The organism is Leptolyngbya sp. PCC 6406 (assembly GCF_000332095.2).
Lineage (GTDB): Bacteria > Cyanobacteriota > Cyanobacteriia > Phormidesmidales > Phormidesmidaceae > PCC-6406.
Window position 1 is genome coordinate 4,676,694 of sequence record NZ_KI913949.1, and the last position, 15,359, is coordinate 4,692,052.

The window sequence follows — 15,359 nt, forward strand, 5'->3', positions numbered from 1 at the left end:
GAGTATTTGTGATTTATTTTATTGATAACTGCCATGGACAGTAGCAGGGTCGCCCCCCTTTGCAAAGAGACCTCTCACCCCCCAGAACTGTCATCCGCCATGGGATCTGCCCCAAATTCCATAGCCTATTCTTCTGCCGATTCGGTTAAGGATTCCGTAGTATCAGGGCCAACAGGGTAGGGCTCAGTGGCGATTTCCGCTCCCATAGGCAAGACCCAAGCCTTAGGGGCTAAGGTCCGCCGTTCATGGACCAGATCCACCTCTGGGTCCACAAAGCGGGCATAGGGGCGACCATTCAGCGCTAGGGTGACATCAGCCCGCACCTCCACATCGGGATAACCTGCCTCGGCAGCCTCCGATGCCAGAAAGTGGGCGAATTGCAGAATCAAATCCGGACGACTGCCAATTTTACGGGCCTGCCAGCGTTGTAGATAGGCTTCAGGATTCACAAACCAGGTTTGGTTGGTGGCACGATCAATGACAATGTATTCCACCTGGGCTTGCTTGCTGAGCAGCTTCATGTGCCAAGCATACTGATGCCCTTCGTAGGTCCAGTTGACATTGCCGGGGTAGAGAAAATGGCGGAGAGGAAACAGAACCTGCCAAGCCAAATACAAGCCCAGAAAACCAAGGATGGCCGATCGGCGTAGGTGGATGGGCGCAACTCGGGAAATCCGGCCTCGGGGCCGAGAGGGCAAGGGCTCGGTGCTTCTGCCCCTAGAGGTGACCCAGTGCCCCAACTGACGAGGCCAGCCAGGGGCTAGAAACAGCAGGGTGGCGGCGATCATAAACCAGGGAAAGATGCCGATGGAAAAGAGTCGCGCATTGATCAAGTGAAAGCTGGTGGCAAGGGCGATGGCGGCCCACCGGGTCCGTCGCCAAATCAGAAAGGGGGTGATAAACAAATCCAGCAGCAGGCCACTGTAGCTGAGGAAATAGACCATCCACTCCTCGGTAAACAAATGACCAATGAGGGGGAAGTCGGTGCGGCGGGCCAACCAACTGCGGAGAGGTTCGGCTCGAAACCAGTCTTCGTTTAGCTTGGCGACTCCGGCATAGAAGTAAACCAGCCCAAGCTGGGCGCGCAGCAGCCACAGGGTCCAGGCGGGGACGACTGAAGCCGCGATCGCAGGTCGTCGCCAAGCATCCACCGAAAAGGCCCGATGGGCAGGCATAAAAATCAGCAGGAAGCTAATCAGGCAGACCAAATAAAAGTGATTTAGATACCGCGCCTGCTCCAGCAAAAAGCTGTAGGTAAAGCCCAGAAAGAACAGGATGGCACAGAGACGGTAGTACCAGCCCACCATCATCGCCAAGGCCCATAGCCCCATGGCTGCCCATAAAAGGTACAGGCCAATCCCCGGCAACGGCTGCACCCAATGAAAGCCGTAGTAGGTGAAGTTCATCACCGGATCGATCCAGTAGCGGCTAATCCAGCCCTTAGTGAAGTAGCGCCACACCTCCCAAATCATGATCGCCCCAAAGGCAATGCGGAAGTAGACCAGGGAGGCAATATCGATGGGTTGAAAGAGCTGCCGCCGCCAGACGGCGAGGAACTGCACCATGGTCTCAGCTAGAAAGACAGATACTATAGCCCCTAGACCGCGATTCGGAGCCCGAAGTTTCCAGCCATTATTCCAGCATGGGGGATGAAATATCCTGTAGAGATCAAATCACGTGAGATAGCCGTCCTGGCTGGTCACGGTCAGGCAAGATGCCTAACCCACAAGAATTAGACCCCAAAATTGCCCATTAAAAATTGCCCATTACAAGGATCCAGGGTCCTAAGTCTGCCCTGGGATGTTTCTATAGCTTGTACTACTGATCGGCAGTCCAAACCTTAATAGCGGGGGTGGTCCGGCTGGCGGTGACCACCTGATTACCGGTGGCTAAGACAAGGTGGTCGATGGTCATGGCGAATCCGGTGAGGCGCTGGAGAGGATTACCCGTGGCAATATCCCAGATCACGACGGTTTCATCGGCGCTGCCGCTGCTGAGGGTTTGGCCATCCCGACTGAGGGCTAGCACATTGACGTAGCTGCGGTGGCCTTTGAGAGTCCTGAGGACTTGTCCTGTCGTCAGATCCCATTGGCGCACGGTTTTGTCAGCGCTGGCGCTGAACAGGTAGCGGCCATCCAGGCTGACCAACAGGTAATTGACAAAGCTATCGTGACCCCTGAGGGTTTGCTGAAGTTCGCCCGTGGCTAAGGTCCAGATGTAGATGTGGCGATCGCTGCCACCACTGATCAGGGCTTGTCCATCGGCTGTGGCTGCGAGGGTGTTGACTGCGCCTTGGTGGGCGGAGATGGTCCGCAGGAGTTCCCCGGTTTGGGCTTGCACAATGTGGATAGTGCCATCGGCTCCCCCGATCATAATCTGTTGCCCATCGGGGGTCCGGGCAAGGACATTGAAGGCTGTGGGGGCGGCAGTGTATTCCCAGCGGGGGATACCGGAATCGATGTCGATGGCCTGGAGGGTTCCGGCGGCGGTGCCGCTGTAGAGAATGGTCTCATCTGGGCTCAGAAGTGCCCCATTCACAAAGCTGGGCTGGTCTCTAAAGGCGTGGAGCACTTGCCCTGTACGCAAATCCCACAGGAGAACACTTTTATCGGCGCTGGCGCTCAGGATTCTGCCGCCGTCGGATAGGAGCCCTAGGGCATTGACGGAACTGGTATGGCCGGGGAGGGTGCGTTGGAGTTGGGTGGTGACAGTGGGCAACTCGGCTGGGGCCACAATTTCTATTGCTAATTCTGTCGCTAGGTGATTGCGCCACCAGAGTCCTGTAGTTGCGATCGCGCCTAGGGTTACCAGTATCGCCGCCGTCCCTAAGCTCCGCTGGAGCCGCCCCCCTGAGGCCAGCCCCAGGGACGGATGCAACCGTTTCCCCATGACTGAGGTGCCATCAGAGGGCAGAAAGGTGTAGTCCGGCATCGCGGTGGCAGAGTCGCCCGCTGCCGCCCAGCGGCCTATGGCCAGTTGATTGAGGGTGTCTAAAATAGCCTGAGCCGTGGGGGGACGATCGACGACGCGGGGAGCAATCAGGCGATTCAGCAATTGGGCCAAGTCGTCAGACACTTGGGGGGCATGGGGCCGCCAGTCAAAGTGGTTGGTCAGGGGATCGTAAATAGCGGAGTCAGTCGGGGAGAGAGCGGTGAGGAGATAGATCAGGGTACGGCCCAGGGCATAGAAGTCGGACTGGGGTACCGCCTGCCCCTGTTCCTGTTCTGGGGGCGTATAGCCTGCTGAGCTGATTTGGGTAATGCCGCCCTGACTCTTCACCTGGGCTAGATAGGTTGCGGTCATCTCCCGCGCGGCCCCAAAATCCACCAAAACCACTTGGCCGTTAGCCCGGAGCATCACATTATCTGGCTTGATATCCCGATGGAAGTAATTTTGTTGATGGACACGCTGCAAGATATCGGTGAGTTGGGTCAGCCACTGAATGGCCTGTTGCTCACTGATGGGATGGTTGCCCTGCTGCTGCATCCACTGGCGGAGATTGAGGCCGTCAATTTTCTCCATGATGATGCAGTGGAGAGGCTCCTGACTCTCCGGTGGCAGCACGGTAAAGTACCCATCCTCAGCGACGTAGGGTACACCGGGATGGCGAATGTGGCTGAGCACCGCCGCCTCGTGGTGAAACAGGGTTAGAACCTTGGGATCACGAGCGCGATCGCGGCGCAGAACCTTGAGAATTTTGGGTATATTGCGCTCATAGGCTTCGTAAACTGTACCAAAGCCTGTAGTGTTGCTCAGCTCCCGCATGACCCGATAGCGCCCTTGCAAGATCAACGGACCGCCACAACTCTGGCAGAGGTCGTTACGATCATTCTCGGGGTGGTCAGGCTGGAGGCAACTCGGATTGATACAGAGACTCATGCACTCAAAGGGTAGATAGCATTCCCTGCGTTAAGGATGTCGCACTACTGGACCGTTATCCAGCTCTATTTTCTGGCTTAGATGGTTCCCAGGAATGATAGCGCCCCTCACCCTTGCCCTCTAACCCAGAGCTATCGTGTATACATAAGTCCTGAAACCCTTTCGGACAGGGCTTGCCCCGCCCTTTCGGAAAAGCACTAGACGCGAAGCGGCTTCTCGAAGAGTAGCTCTACATCCCCCTTTCTTGAATGCCGTCAGGCTATCCCCCTCTGCCAGGTCCCTGAGCTTGTCGTTAGCTTTGCCTGCCTGTAGAGCATAGGGGGAAGAGGGAAGAGGGGAACTGTATAGCCTAGCGGCATTCAAGAAAGGCTTAGCCTGCCCGATAGAGCTTGGGGGTGAGGGCAAAGATGTGTATATACAGCAGCTAACCCAGAGACAGAGGGGCTGGCCTATTTTTATCGCCCTAGGGCACTCTAAAGCAACCTGATTGGTCCTACGACTAGATCGTCCCTAAAGTGTCCCAAATGAGTATTCCATCTACAAAAATGTCCTGGTCAAGACTGCGAATTTAGCTCCTTGGGCCTGTCGCAGTGAGACTCCGGAGCGTCTTGAGATGGAAGCGTCTTAAGGTTGGAAGGCTGGCCTGGTGGCTCCAGCCCCGGCCCTCCGCCGTTATCGGCAACGTTCCATCATGGTCTCTATCTACCTTGTCTGTGCTTTCTCTTCCCCAGGTCAATGCCGTTACAGACACTGCCACCCTGCTGGTCGTGGACGATATTCCTGACAACCTGCGGCTGTTGGGCCAATTGCTCAGCCAAGAAGGCTATCGCGTCCGCAAAAGTCGCTCCGGTGCGATCGCACTTCAGGCTGCCCGCCTTGAGCCTCCGGATCTGGTTTTGCTCGACATCCTCATGCCAGAGATGGATGGTTACCAAGTCTGTCGCCACCTCAAAGCCAACCCCCTCACCGCCGCCATCCCCGTGATTTTCCTCAGCGCCCTGAACCAGACTGAGAGCAAAACCCGCGCCTTTGCCCAGGGCGGGGCTGACTATATTACCAAGCCCTTTGAAGGAGCAGAGGTCTTGGCCCGAGTGCAGCACCAAATTACCCTGCGACGACAGCAGCGGTTGCTGGAGGAGCACAACCGTCAGCTCCAAGGGGAAATTATCCGCCGCCATCAGGTGGAAGCCCAACTCCAGCGGCAGGTGCGCCAAGGACAGTTCTTGGCCCAGATTACAGAACAAATCCACGCGGCCCCGGACTTGGATCATTTGTTTAAGCAGGTCGCCACGGCGATTCAGGCAGAGCTTCAGGTGGATCGAGTGCTAATCTACAGCCTAGACGTCTCCGGTCCCTACCGTTTGCGGGCGGAGGCCCTGGGGCAGGGCAGGGCTAGCGCAGGTGTAGACCCTCCCTTTACCACCAGGCCCTATCCCGCCATTGCTCTAGCTCCAGCCTGTCGGGTCATCACCCACCTCAGTCAACTCCCCAGCCATGACCCTGCCTACTTGCCCCTAGTGGCACTGGGGGTACAAGCCTATGTGACTCTGCCCATCTGCCATCAAGAGGATTGTCTGGGACTGCTAGTGCTCCATCATTGCCAGCAGCCCCGTCCATGGCAGCCCACGGAACTGATCTTACTGGGCCAAATCGCCCGCCAGATGGGGATTGCCGCCCGTCAGCAGCATCTTCTAGCGCAACTCCAAAGGGCGAACACCGAGCTGCGGCAGCAGTCCCGTATTGATCCCTTAACCCAGGTGGGCAACCGTCGCTACTTAGACGAGTACCTCCACCAAGCCTGGACCCTGGAAGACCAAAAGGGTGGGGATGTCCTATCTCTACTACTCATTGATATTGATCATTTCAAACTCTATAACGACACCTATGGCCATCCTGAGGGAGATCGGTGTTTGCGTCTTGTCGCCCAAGTCTTGCGGGAGGCCGTAAAGCGTCCCCACGATCGCGTTTTTCGCTACGGTGGCGAAGAATTTGCCCTAGTGCTGCCCCATACCAAGCGCATTGGAGCTCAACGCATCAGCGATCGCATTCAACAGTTGCTTGCCCAGCGCCAGATCCTTCACACTGCCTCCCCCATCAGTCCTTACCTGACGGTCAGTATCGGTGGGGTCAGTAGTACGGCACCCTTCCCCGAGACTATCAGTGACTACATTTGCCGTGCCGATCAAGCCCTCTACCGCGCCAAGGCAGAGGGGCGCAACCAAATACGCTGGGCTGAGTAAGACAGCCTTTTAATGACACTTCGGCGAACAAGGGGCTTAAGCCCCTTACTCGGACTTAACCCGAGTGAGAGCCGCCATACATCAGGTCTGGCTAGCCAACTGAGACCTAGGCACACCAACTGCCCACTTCTCCAAGTCGCTGTTCACCGACCAACCAGTAGGTGGTGAGGGTACCTTTGCCCTTAACTGCGATCGCACCCCGAGGCTCTAGCTCGAAGGAGTCCTGCAAAAGTTCATAGGTGATTTCACTCACCTGAATTTGCCCCGGTAAGCCCGTAGACTCCATGCGGCTCGCCACATTCACCGTATCTCCCCACAAATCGTAGGCAAATTTGTGCTGCCCAATCACCCCAGCAATCACCGGCCCACTGCTCATGCCGATACGGAGTTCTAGGGGACGGCCATCGGGACCACAAAAACCCGTAATTTCTCGCTGCATGTCAAGGGCAAGACGGGCCACATGCAGGGCATGGTCCACCATGGGTTCCGGCAGCCCCGCCGCCGCCATATACTCATCCCCCACAGTTTTGATCTTCTCTAACCCATGGCGCTCCACCAACTGGTCAAAGAGAGAAAATACTTTGTTGAGCATACTCACCAAAGCCTCAGGAGTCATCTGGCTAGACATTTCCGTAAAGTCCACCAAGTCGGCAAACAGCACCGTCACCGAGTCAAATTTTTCGGCAATGGTGCGGGGCTTTTGTTGCAGGGTGCGGGCAATTTTGTGGGGCAGAATGCTGTGAAGCAGCCGCTCGGCTCGTAACCGTTGGCTCCGCACCTCTGTTTCAGCCCGATGGCGGGCGGTAATGTCCTGCACTGTGCCTTCATAAAAGAGTGGTTGGCCCGCTTCATTACGGACGAGGCGAATATTTTCACTGATCCAGAGGATAGAACCATCCCGGCGGCGGATCTCCGACTCAGCCGCTTGAATTTGACCGTACTGATCTAGATAGGCTCGTAGTTCTTCGCGGCGGCTGGAACTCAGGTAGAGCGATCTCACATCCGTCAGATTTGCCATCAAGTCCTGGGGAGACTCGTAGCCATAGAGGCGGGCCAAGGCTGGATTCACCGTTAAATACTGACCGTCTAGGCTTGTTTGAAAAATCCCCTCACTGGCATTCTCGAAAATATGACGAAATTTAGCTTCCGCCTCTTGTAAGCGTTGATTCTGGGCCAGGAGTTGCTGCTGTTGTAGAAAGAGAGTGATCTGATTCCGCACCCGCATCAGCACCTCCTCCGCCTGAAAGGGTTTGACGATGTAGTCCGCCCCCCCAACGGCAAAGGCACGGGCCTTATCATTCACATCCCCCAAGGCGGTGATAAAAACGACGGGAATTCCCTGGGTTTGGGGGGATGCTTTGAGCTGCTGACACAACTCAAAGCCATTCATTTCGGGCATCATCACATCAACTAACACCAAATCCGGCGGGTCAGCTAGGGCCGATTGCAAGCCCTGGGGACTCCGCAGCGATCGCCGTACCCGATAGCCCTGTTGGCTCAGTAGGGCTGAAAGTGCTCGGATGCCAGCGGGATCATCATCAATGAGCAAAATCGCGGCCTGCTGTGCCCAGGTATTCTCCGTAGGAACCGCTAATTTTGCCTCACCGTCCATTGCAAATTCTCCCTGTACGGATCCCTAGCCTCACCCTTGACTGTTGCTTTCTTAAGCTTCAGCATCCCATAGCCTGGGAGGTCGTTTCACGAAGGTTCTGCAAGACCCCGTGTTATTACGGTTAAGCTTTCCCAAAACTGTACTGCTGTTATCCTCGTGTTCCGAAAATTGCGTCATCACAACGGGCCAAAATAGTCCGATGGCGGGGGTCAGTGGCTAGGGTCACTGGGGGCTGGAAGCCAATTTCTTCGAGGGCGGCTTCGATGTCAAAGGTGTAGTAGTCGTCGCTCCAGGGTTCAGTGCTTTTCATCAGGGTAAAGAGTACCGGGGGCAGGTTTTGGATCACCGTTGACCGGGGATTATTGTCCGTAATGGCTAGGGTGCCACTTGGACGCAGGAGCCGCAAGCATTCCTGAAAAATAGCGCGGGTGGCAGTGCGAGGCAGTTCGTGGGTGACAAATTGCAGGGTGATGAGATCGAAGCTGGCGTCGGGCAGCCCGGTGGCCTCGGCCTGGGCATGGATCCATTGATCAATTTCCCTGGCTGTGTCCCGTGCCTGGGCCACCGTCAGCATGTAGGGGGAGAGATCTAGCCCAATGGTGCGGGGATGCTGGAGTTGGCGCTGACAGTAGAATCGATGCAGACTCAGGGTGGAAATGCCTACGGAGCAGCCTATATCCAGCACGTCCTGAACTTGGGTGGGGCCGTGATCGACCAGGGCTTGGTGAAAGCTGTGGCGGAGCCGATCCTGGGCGGCTTGCCAGGTCAGGGGCTCCTGGGGCCAGATCCGCAGGGCCATGGCGTAGGTGGCGGGTTCGGCTTCAAAGGCGGCCTGCCAGCACAAGTTGCCCTCCCCATAGGCGTGGAAAGGCATTTTGTAGTAATCGGGGTAGGTGACTTTGGGGTTGGTCACCCCCGAAATGCGATCGCACACTCCCGAATCTTCCCAATGGGTTCGGGTCTGTCGCCAGGGGATGCCATTTTTCTCGGCGGTCTTGATCAATACCTGCCGTGCCTGCCGTTTCATCAGGGCATAGAGGGGCTTAGTGCCAATCAAGACATTCACTAGCCGAGATAGCCAGTCATCTCCGGCCCAGGCGGGCTTGAGGGTAGTGGTCATAGCGCCTCCAATACAGCCTCCCGTATTGTAGGGCAGTGGCCATCCAGGTTAGGGCAAGGGGCTGAAGCCCCTTGTTCGCCGAAGTGTCATTAACCTGAGTTCGACTTAAGCTTCGCTGCCCATCCGCCAAGGAATCAATTGCCCTGGCGGATGGGCAGAAGTCCGTTAAAACGGACTCGCCCCCCTATCCCCAGCCCAACTCCCAGTCCATTTTTAATTGAATAGCCGTCTTGTCCGTTAGGACAAGACGGCTATTCAGCAGGCTATTAAAGGACTAGGGGACTCCCGGAAATCCGGCAGAAATCGGGGTCTACCGGAAATTGTCAGGGTTCAAGGGGCGTCCGGGAGTGGCGCTGCCACCGAGACGGACTCCAGTGCCGCCATCGGCTCCATCCAGGAAGGGCTTGAGGTTAATCCCGCTGGAACGCTGTTGTCCCAGGGTACCCGTGTTACCTAAGACTTGACCCAGTTGATCTAGGACTGTGCTGCCATTGCCCGTGAGGGTAGTGACGCCGTCGGTGCGTTGTCCCTGATCGGCTAGGGCCAGATTGTTGAAAACGCGATCGCGGGTGGCTACCGGGTCTTGTCCTTGGGGCACCGTAAAGACAATGCGGCAGCTCGCCACAGCTTCCGTGGTGACGCAAACGGTGTTATAGCCATTTTCCAACCCTGTTTGCAGTTCTACCAACCCATCGGGGCGGTAGGACTCTAGACGAGATGCAATCGTCGTGCAACGGCGTTCCGCTGGCCAAGCGGCCCCCATATCCTCAGGGACCGCCCAGGCATAGCGCTGCCCCGGTTCGCTGGCCGGAGAATACATCACCGTATAGCGGCCATTATCGAGTTGGCAGGTAAAACGAGGCGTGGTGTCGGGCGCAGGCGCGTCTCCCTCCGCCGCTTGGCCCACCAGCCCCGGCCCCATCGCTAGGGTAACCCCAGCTACCCAGGCTAGGGAGAGGGGGACCGAGCCCGCCATAGGATTTTGCCAACGGTTTTTTCTAGTGTTATTCATAGATCCTGTACTCGTAGATCTGGGACTCGTAGTTGAACTCGTAGATCTGGGACTCATAGCTCTTGCCCGCATTATCCGTGTCAATAGCGCTGGTAACTGCAACCGTTACCGTAGGAACCTGTGTTGCCCTTAGGGCTCAAGTCACAAGTGCTAAGTCAAAGCCCCATCAAACCACCCACTCACACCTAAAGTTGCCTATAGCCTAGGCAGGCTTGACGGCTTATCTGTACCCAGGGTTCCCAATCCCCAGACTCCGTTAGCCCAAGACGGTTGCGACCTCTCCCAAGGTATTGACTCTCTCCGTGCTAGTGTTCCGTCAGGAAAATTTTGACGGGTCGAAGACTCTCAAAATTCAACCCCAACTAAACTCCAAGGTTTCGGTTACCCATCAATCAATCATTAACTGAGAATTAACTGAGCACTAAACCTTGTCCAAGTCCAGAAGTGGAGTTTTCCCGTGGGGAAACCCCAGATTTCGAGCTGGACTTGGTATAGGTGCGGTTGGCTCGATTGGTGAGGCTGCGACTTAGTTCCGCCAATTTAGCTGAGATGACGCTGGGCTCTAGGTGGAGATCAACGAGGTGGGGATCAATGGCATAGACGGCGACGAAGCCTTCCTCCGGGTGGGGAGGAAACCGTTTTAGGGCAGCGTACAGGCTATCAATCACGGCAGGAGGAACGGTGCGAGATCGCTGCTGGTTCCACTGGTGGCAGGTGGCCAGGGGGGTGGTGAGGTGCCAGCCGATCCAGGCTGGGGTGCTGGGAGCAAGACTCTGGAGCAGCCCCATGCGCCAAACCCGTTTGGCGTTGGTCGCGTCATAGATAATGCTGTGGCCGTGGGCCAGAGTATGGCAAATCTGGGTTTTGACCTTGGCTTCTATATCGGTCCAGGGGCCTTGGTGGGTGGGGTCGCCGTAGAGATCTTGGCGGATTTGGTCGGTGGAGATGATGCAGCTTTGAGGGATCAGTCCTTGCATCTGTTGGGCCAGAGCAGATTTGCCACTACCGGGGGGGCCAATCAGCATATGGCAATAGAGGGGGGCGGACATGGTAAGGGGGGGATAGAAAGACGAGTGTCCCTATTTTATGGCGGGTGGCTGGGGATGATGGCGGGGTAATGGGGTGGGTATGCTTGTCCTTAAGGTCTACAAAATCCCAGCCGCCGCCGCTAAACCACTGCAATATATTCCTTCAGCTCATTGCGGTGCTGACGGAGCTTATTCACCGCTTGCTGCTGCAACTGGCGCACTCGCTCCCGACTAATATTGAGCAGTTTACCCACCTTAGCCAAAGACAGAGCATTGCCATCCTGAAGGCCAAACCGCAAGATCAGCACCTCCCGTTGCTGGGCCGTCAGCCCTGCTAGGAGCCCTTCCAAATCGCTGCGGAGAGAATGGTGGGTGGCAAAGTCTTCCGGGGAAGCGGTGTCTGCCTCTAGCAGATCCGCCAGCTCCGTATCATTGTTTTCCCCCACCCGCGTCTCCAGAGACAGCGGGCGGCGGGCATGACGCAGCGAGTCCCGCACCTGTTGAGAGGTCAGATCTAGAAAAGTAGACACCTCTTCCACCGACGCCATGCGCCCCAACTGCTGAGAGAGCTGGCGTTGAGCCCGCTTGACCTTGTTAATTGTCTCCGTTACATGGATGGGCAAGCGCACGGTGCGACTTTTTTCCGCGATCGCACGAGTCATGGCCTGCCGAATCCACCAATAGGCATAGGTACTGAAGCGATAGCCCTTCGCCGGGTCAAATTTTTCCACCGCCCGGTTGAGACCAATAGACCCCTCCTGCACGAGATCCAGCAGGTCCAGATTGCGATCGGTATATTTCTTGGCAATGGAGACTACCAGCCGTAGATTAGCCTCGATCATCTTGCTCTTAGCAGCTTCCCCAGCGGCGACCTGGGCCTGCAACGTCTCCACATCCAAACCCGTCTCCTCGGCCCACGCCGCCCAAGAGGGTTCTGCCCCCAAGGGTTCCATCAGATCTTCTCGTAGGGCCAGCACCACCATCATTTGTTTAACCTGCTTGCCATAGTTGATCTCCTGCTCATGGGTGAGCAGGGGAACGCGACCAATAGACTTTAGGTAGGCTTGAATGGTGTCGGAGGTTTTTCGAGTACCCATAGATTAATGTTGTGTATCGCTGATACATCAGGGGGACTTTAGGAGGCGATGACTGCACTCCCCACTATGTGACTAGTATCTGGGAAATAAATGGTGGGTGCATCCTTCCCTAGGGTGATATTGAGGCAGAAATTTACCTGCAATGCTCTAGTCCCAGAGGCAAAGTCCCCAGATCCCAAATCTGGCCTATTTCACCAAGCCTGTGCGTAGAGCCCGTACCGCTGCCTGGGTGCGATCGCTGGCGCTGAGCTTGTTGAGAATATTGCAGACGTGGGTTTTAACTGTGCCGACCGTGATGTAAAGTTCCTCCGCGATCGCGGCATTGCTATGGCCCCCCACAATCAATTCCAGCACCTCTAGTTCTCGATCGGTGAGGGGCGTCATCTCTAGCACCTGGGCATAATTGTCGCCCTTGCCCGCCCCTACGGCTAAAGGCATCGCCTTCTGGGCCTGCTGCAAAACCAAACGTGCGATCGCGGGATCAATCCAGACCTGACCACTGTGGGTAAGGCGAATCGCCTCCACTAACGGCGACACCTCCACATCCTTAACACTGTAAGAATCCGCCCCCGCCGCAAAAGCCGCCATCACCGCATCCTCGGTATCATGCATCGTCAGCATCAAGATCCGGGTAGGGGCAAGATTCTCCTCGGCTTCACCCTTGGCCTCTTCCGCCGCTGGCCCCGCCTTAAACTGGCGCGTTAGCTCAATCCCGTCCATATCCGGCAGACCAATATCCACAATCGCCACATCGGGGCGTAACCGTCGCAAAAGGGCCAGCCCCTCCCGACCCCCAGCAGCTATCCCCACCACTGCAATCCCCTCCTGCTGGTTCAGGGCGACCCTCAGGCCGATACGGGTTAAATCGTGGTCTTCAATGATAACGACGCGGATTTCGCTCATAGCGCTAGGTGAGGTAAAACTCAAAAAATACAAAGTATTGCCCCCTACCATGGCAGGTTTTTCTCCGCCGATCATCTGGCCTAGGACAGACCTCACCGCCTAGGTCGAGCTCCTCCTAGCGATAGAGGAGTCAGGGCAATGACCTCGCCATAATGGGGAATGCCCCCGTTGCCCCCCTTGCCTGTCGTCTTACTCCATGGCCGTCCCCTACTCCAGCTCCAGTCCGCCACCAGACGCCCCCCAAGAAGACTTCATCCGGGCCTTACTGAACAATCTGTCGGAGGCCATCGTTGCCTGCGACGCCGAGGGCTACCTTATGGAGTACAACGCCGCCGCCCGTCGTCTACTCAATTTACCCCCTGTTCCCCCCGTGCAGTGCCGCTGGGATCAATACTGCACCCTCTATGGATCAGGCTCCCTCTCGGAAGACCGTCACCCCCTCGCGCTCCAAGAAGATCCCCTCTGGCGCGCCCATCAAGGGGAATCGGTGCTGGATTTTGAACTGGATCTCCAGCCCCACCACGGTCCCCGCTGCACGGTACTGGTAAATGGGGATCCGATTCGGAATGCTGAGGGCGAAATTCTGGGGGCGGTGGTGACGCTACGGGACATCACCGCTCTGCGGCGGGCAACAAACACTCTGAGAGAGCGGGAAGCTCTACTGCGAAGCATTTACAACGGCCTCAAAGCCTCCATCTTTGTAGTGGATGTGGAGGAGGGAGCAGACGGGGAGACGTTTCGCTACGTCAGCATCAATCCGGCCCACGAGGCCCTTACAGGGCTAAAGGCCAAGCAGATTCGCGGCAAGACCCCCACCGAAATCTTGCCTCCTCCTCTCGCCGCCACCGTGATAGCCCGCTACCGGGCCTGTGTTGCTGCCCGTGCTCCCTTTGGCTATGAAGAAAATCTGCCCTTTCAAGGCCATGAAGAATGGTGGCTGACCACCCTCACTCCCCTGATAGATGCTCAAGACCGGGTTCACCGTCTGATTGGCACCAGTCTCAATATCACCCGCCGCTATCAAGCAGAGGCACGGGTACAGCAGCTCAACGCCGACCTAGAGCAGCGGGTCGCCGCCCGTACCCAAGAACTCACCCACCTCAATGCAGTGCTGCTTCATACCACGGCCTTACTAGAGAAGCGCAACCATGAGCTAGACCAGTTTGTCTATGTCGCCTCCCACGATCTCAAGGCTCCTCTCCGTGCGATCGCAAATCTCTCTTCTTGGCTAGAAGAGGATCTGACCGGAACATTACCAGAGGAAAACCAAGACCAGTTGCGCCTATTGCGGGGGCGGGTTCACCGCATGGAGGCCCTGATCAATGGCCTGCTGGAATATTCACGGGCGGGGCGTCGGCAGGTGACCCTGGCCCGCATTAGCAGCGGCACCTTGGTGGCGGAGGTGATCGACTCCCTGGCCCCGCCGAAGACCTTTACTCTGGTGGTGCCCCCCGACATGCCCGTCCTAGTGACCAAGGTGCTGCCCCTGCAACAGGTGTTTGCCAATCTGATCAGCAACGCCATTAAGTACGTCAATCGGCCCGATGGCCACATTGCGATCGCATGGGCCGACCAAGGCGATGCCTACCGCTTTTCTGTGGCCGATAATGGCCCCGGCATTGAATCCTCCTACCACGAGAAAATCTTCGCTGTGTTTCAAACCCTCCAAGCCCGCGATCAAATTGAGAGCACCGGCATTGGTCTGGCCATTGTCAAAAAAGTCGTAGAAGCCGAGGGAGGACGTGTAACGGTGGAGTCCACCGTCGGCTCAGGCACCACTTTTCACTTCACTTGGCCCAAGGTCATCCCGTTGACAGACCCAAACTCCGACTGAAGGATGAGGCCAAAGGGAACCTTTTTTTCTAGTATTAGAAGTTACAGACCCCTTCCTCCCTGAAATGATCCAGAGGCATAGTCTGCGTGGGTGTAGAAGGGGCTGTTGTTCTGTGTGATCACCCCGTAGTCGTAAGTAGCATAAGTCAATGGCTCTACAGGATTTGAATATTTTACTAGTAGAAGATGACGACGTAGATGTGATGAATGTGAAGCGGGCCTTCCGGCGCAATAACATTAGCACCCCCCTCTACGTAGCCAAAAATGGTCTAGAGGGATTGGCCATGCTCCGAGGAGATCCGAACGACGAGGGATTACCCCGCGATCGCCGCATGATCCTGCTGGATCTCAATATGCCTCGTATGAATGGCATTGAATTCCTAGAAGCCCTGCGGCAAGATCCCCACCTCAGTACAACCCCAGTGGTGGTATTGACCACCTCCAATGCCGATCGCGATCGCCTCGCCGCCTATCGTTACAATGTGGCAGGCTATATTCTCAAGCCTGTCCAGTTTGCCAGCTTCGCCGACACCATGGTGGCTTTGTCTAACTACTGGACCCTCTGTGAGTTGCCCTAGGGCGTGCGGACAATCAACGGCGAAACCCTTAACGGGCGCGCATAACCACGCCCACTT

Annotated in this window: 11 protein-coding genes; 3 read left to right on the top strand and 8 right to left on the bottom strand. The window is 56.5% G+C overall.

Annotation, left to right across the window (positions count from 1 at the left end; genetic code table 11):
* Positions 1-125: 125 nt before the first annotated feature.
* The gene (locus LEP6406_RS0220895; RefSeq protein ID WP_008312297.1) at positions 126-1,565 is read right to left on the bottom strand and encodes an HTTM domain-containing protein; all 1,440 of its coding nucleotides are present in this window, start codon (positions 1,563-1,565) and stop codon (positions 126-128) included.
* Between the two features lie 253 nt (positions 1,566-1,818).
* Positions 1,819-3,879, bottom strand: a complete 2,061-nt coding sequence (locus LEP6406_RS0220900) for a serine/threonine-protein kinase (RefSeq protein ID WP_008312296.1) — start codon at positions 3,877-3,879, stop codon at positions 1,819-1,821.
* A 713-nt stretch (positions 3,880-4,592) separates the two neighbouring features.
* On the opposite strand from LEP6406_RS0220900, the gene LEP6406_RS30605 reads away from it, so the two are divergent.
* On the top strand, positions 4,593-6,119 hold the full coding sequence (locus LEP6406_RS30605; RefSeq protein ID WP_008312295.1) for a diguanylate cyclase domain-containing protein: 1,527 nt from the start codon (positions 4,593-4,595) through the stop codon (positions 6,117-6,119).
* A 106-nt stretch (positions 6,120-6,225) separates the two neighbouring features.
* On the opposite strand, the gene LEP6406_RS0220910 is transcribed toward LEP6406_RS30605, so the two are convergent.
* The 6 genes from LEP6406_RS0220910 to LEP6406_RS0220935 all read right to left on the bottom strand — a co-directional run bounded on the left by LEP6406_RS0220910 (position 6,226) and on the right by LEP6406_RS0220935 (position 12,891).
* Positions 6,226-7,731 carry an adenylate/guanylate cyclase domain-containing protein gene (locus tag LEP6406_RS0220910; RefSeq protein WP_008312294.1) on the bottom strand — a complete coding sequence of 502 codons (1,506 nt, stop codon included), beginning with the start codon at positions 7,729-7,731 and terminating at the stop codon, positions 6,226-6,228.
* A 148-nt stretch (positions 7,732-7,879) separates the two neighbouring features.
* Positions 7,880-8,851 (bottom strand): class I SAM-dependent methyltransferase, encoded by a 972-nt coding sequence (locus LEP6406_RS0220915; protein WP_008312293.1) that lies wholly within the window; start codon positions 8,849-8,851, stop codon positions 7,880-7,882.
* A 310-nt stretch (positions 8,852-9,161) separates the two neighbouring features.
* Entirely contained in the window at positions 9,162-9,863 is a 702-nt protein-coding gene (locus LEP6406_RS0220920; RefSeq protein ID WP_008312292.1) for a COP23 domain-containing protein, read from the bottom strand.
* A gap of 410 nt (positions 9,864-10,273) precedes the next feature.
* Positions 10,274-10,888, bottom strand: a complete 615-nt coding sequence (locus LEP6406_RS29130) for an ATP-binding protein (RefSeq protein WP_225886593.1) — start codon at positions 10,886-10,888, stop codon at positions 10,274-10,276.
* A 143-nt stretch (positions 10,889-11,031) separates the two neighbouring features.
* Positions 11,032-11,988: an RpoD/SigA family RNA polymerase sigma factor gene (locus LEP6406_RS0220930; protein WP_008312290.1), complete on the bottom strand. Its 957-nt coding sequence runs from the start codon at positions 11,986-11,988 to the stop codon at positions 11,032-11,034.
* Between the two features lie 186 nt (positions 11,989-12,174).
* On the bottom strand, positions 12,175-12,891 hold the full coding sequence (locus LEP6406_RS0220935) for a response regulator (protein ID WP_008312289.1): 717 nt from the start codon (positions 12,889-12,891) through the stop codon (positions 12,175-12,177).
* Positions 12,892-13,087: 196 nt separating this feature from the next.
* On the opposite strand from LEP6406_RS0220935, the gene LEP6406_RS30610 reads away from it, so the two are divergent.
* Together LEP6406_RS30610 and LEP6406_RS0220945 are read left to right on the top strand one after the other, a co-directional pair.
* Complete coding sequence (locus LEP6406_RS30610; RefSeq protein WP_008312288.1) at positions 13,088-14,725, top strand: PAS domain-containing protein; 1,638 nt, start codon at positions 13,088-13,090, stop codon at positions 14,723-14,725.
* Between the two features lie 148 nt (positions 14,726-14,873).
* A complete protein-coding gene (locus tag LEP6406_RS0220945) occupies positions 14,874-15,302 on the top strand; it encodes a response regulator (RefSeq protein ID WP_008312287.1) in 429 nt (142 codons plus the stop codon).
* Positions 15,303-15,359: the final 57 nt, after the last annotated feature.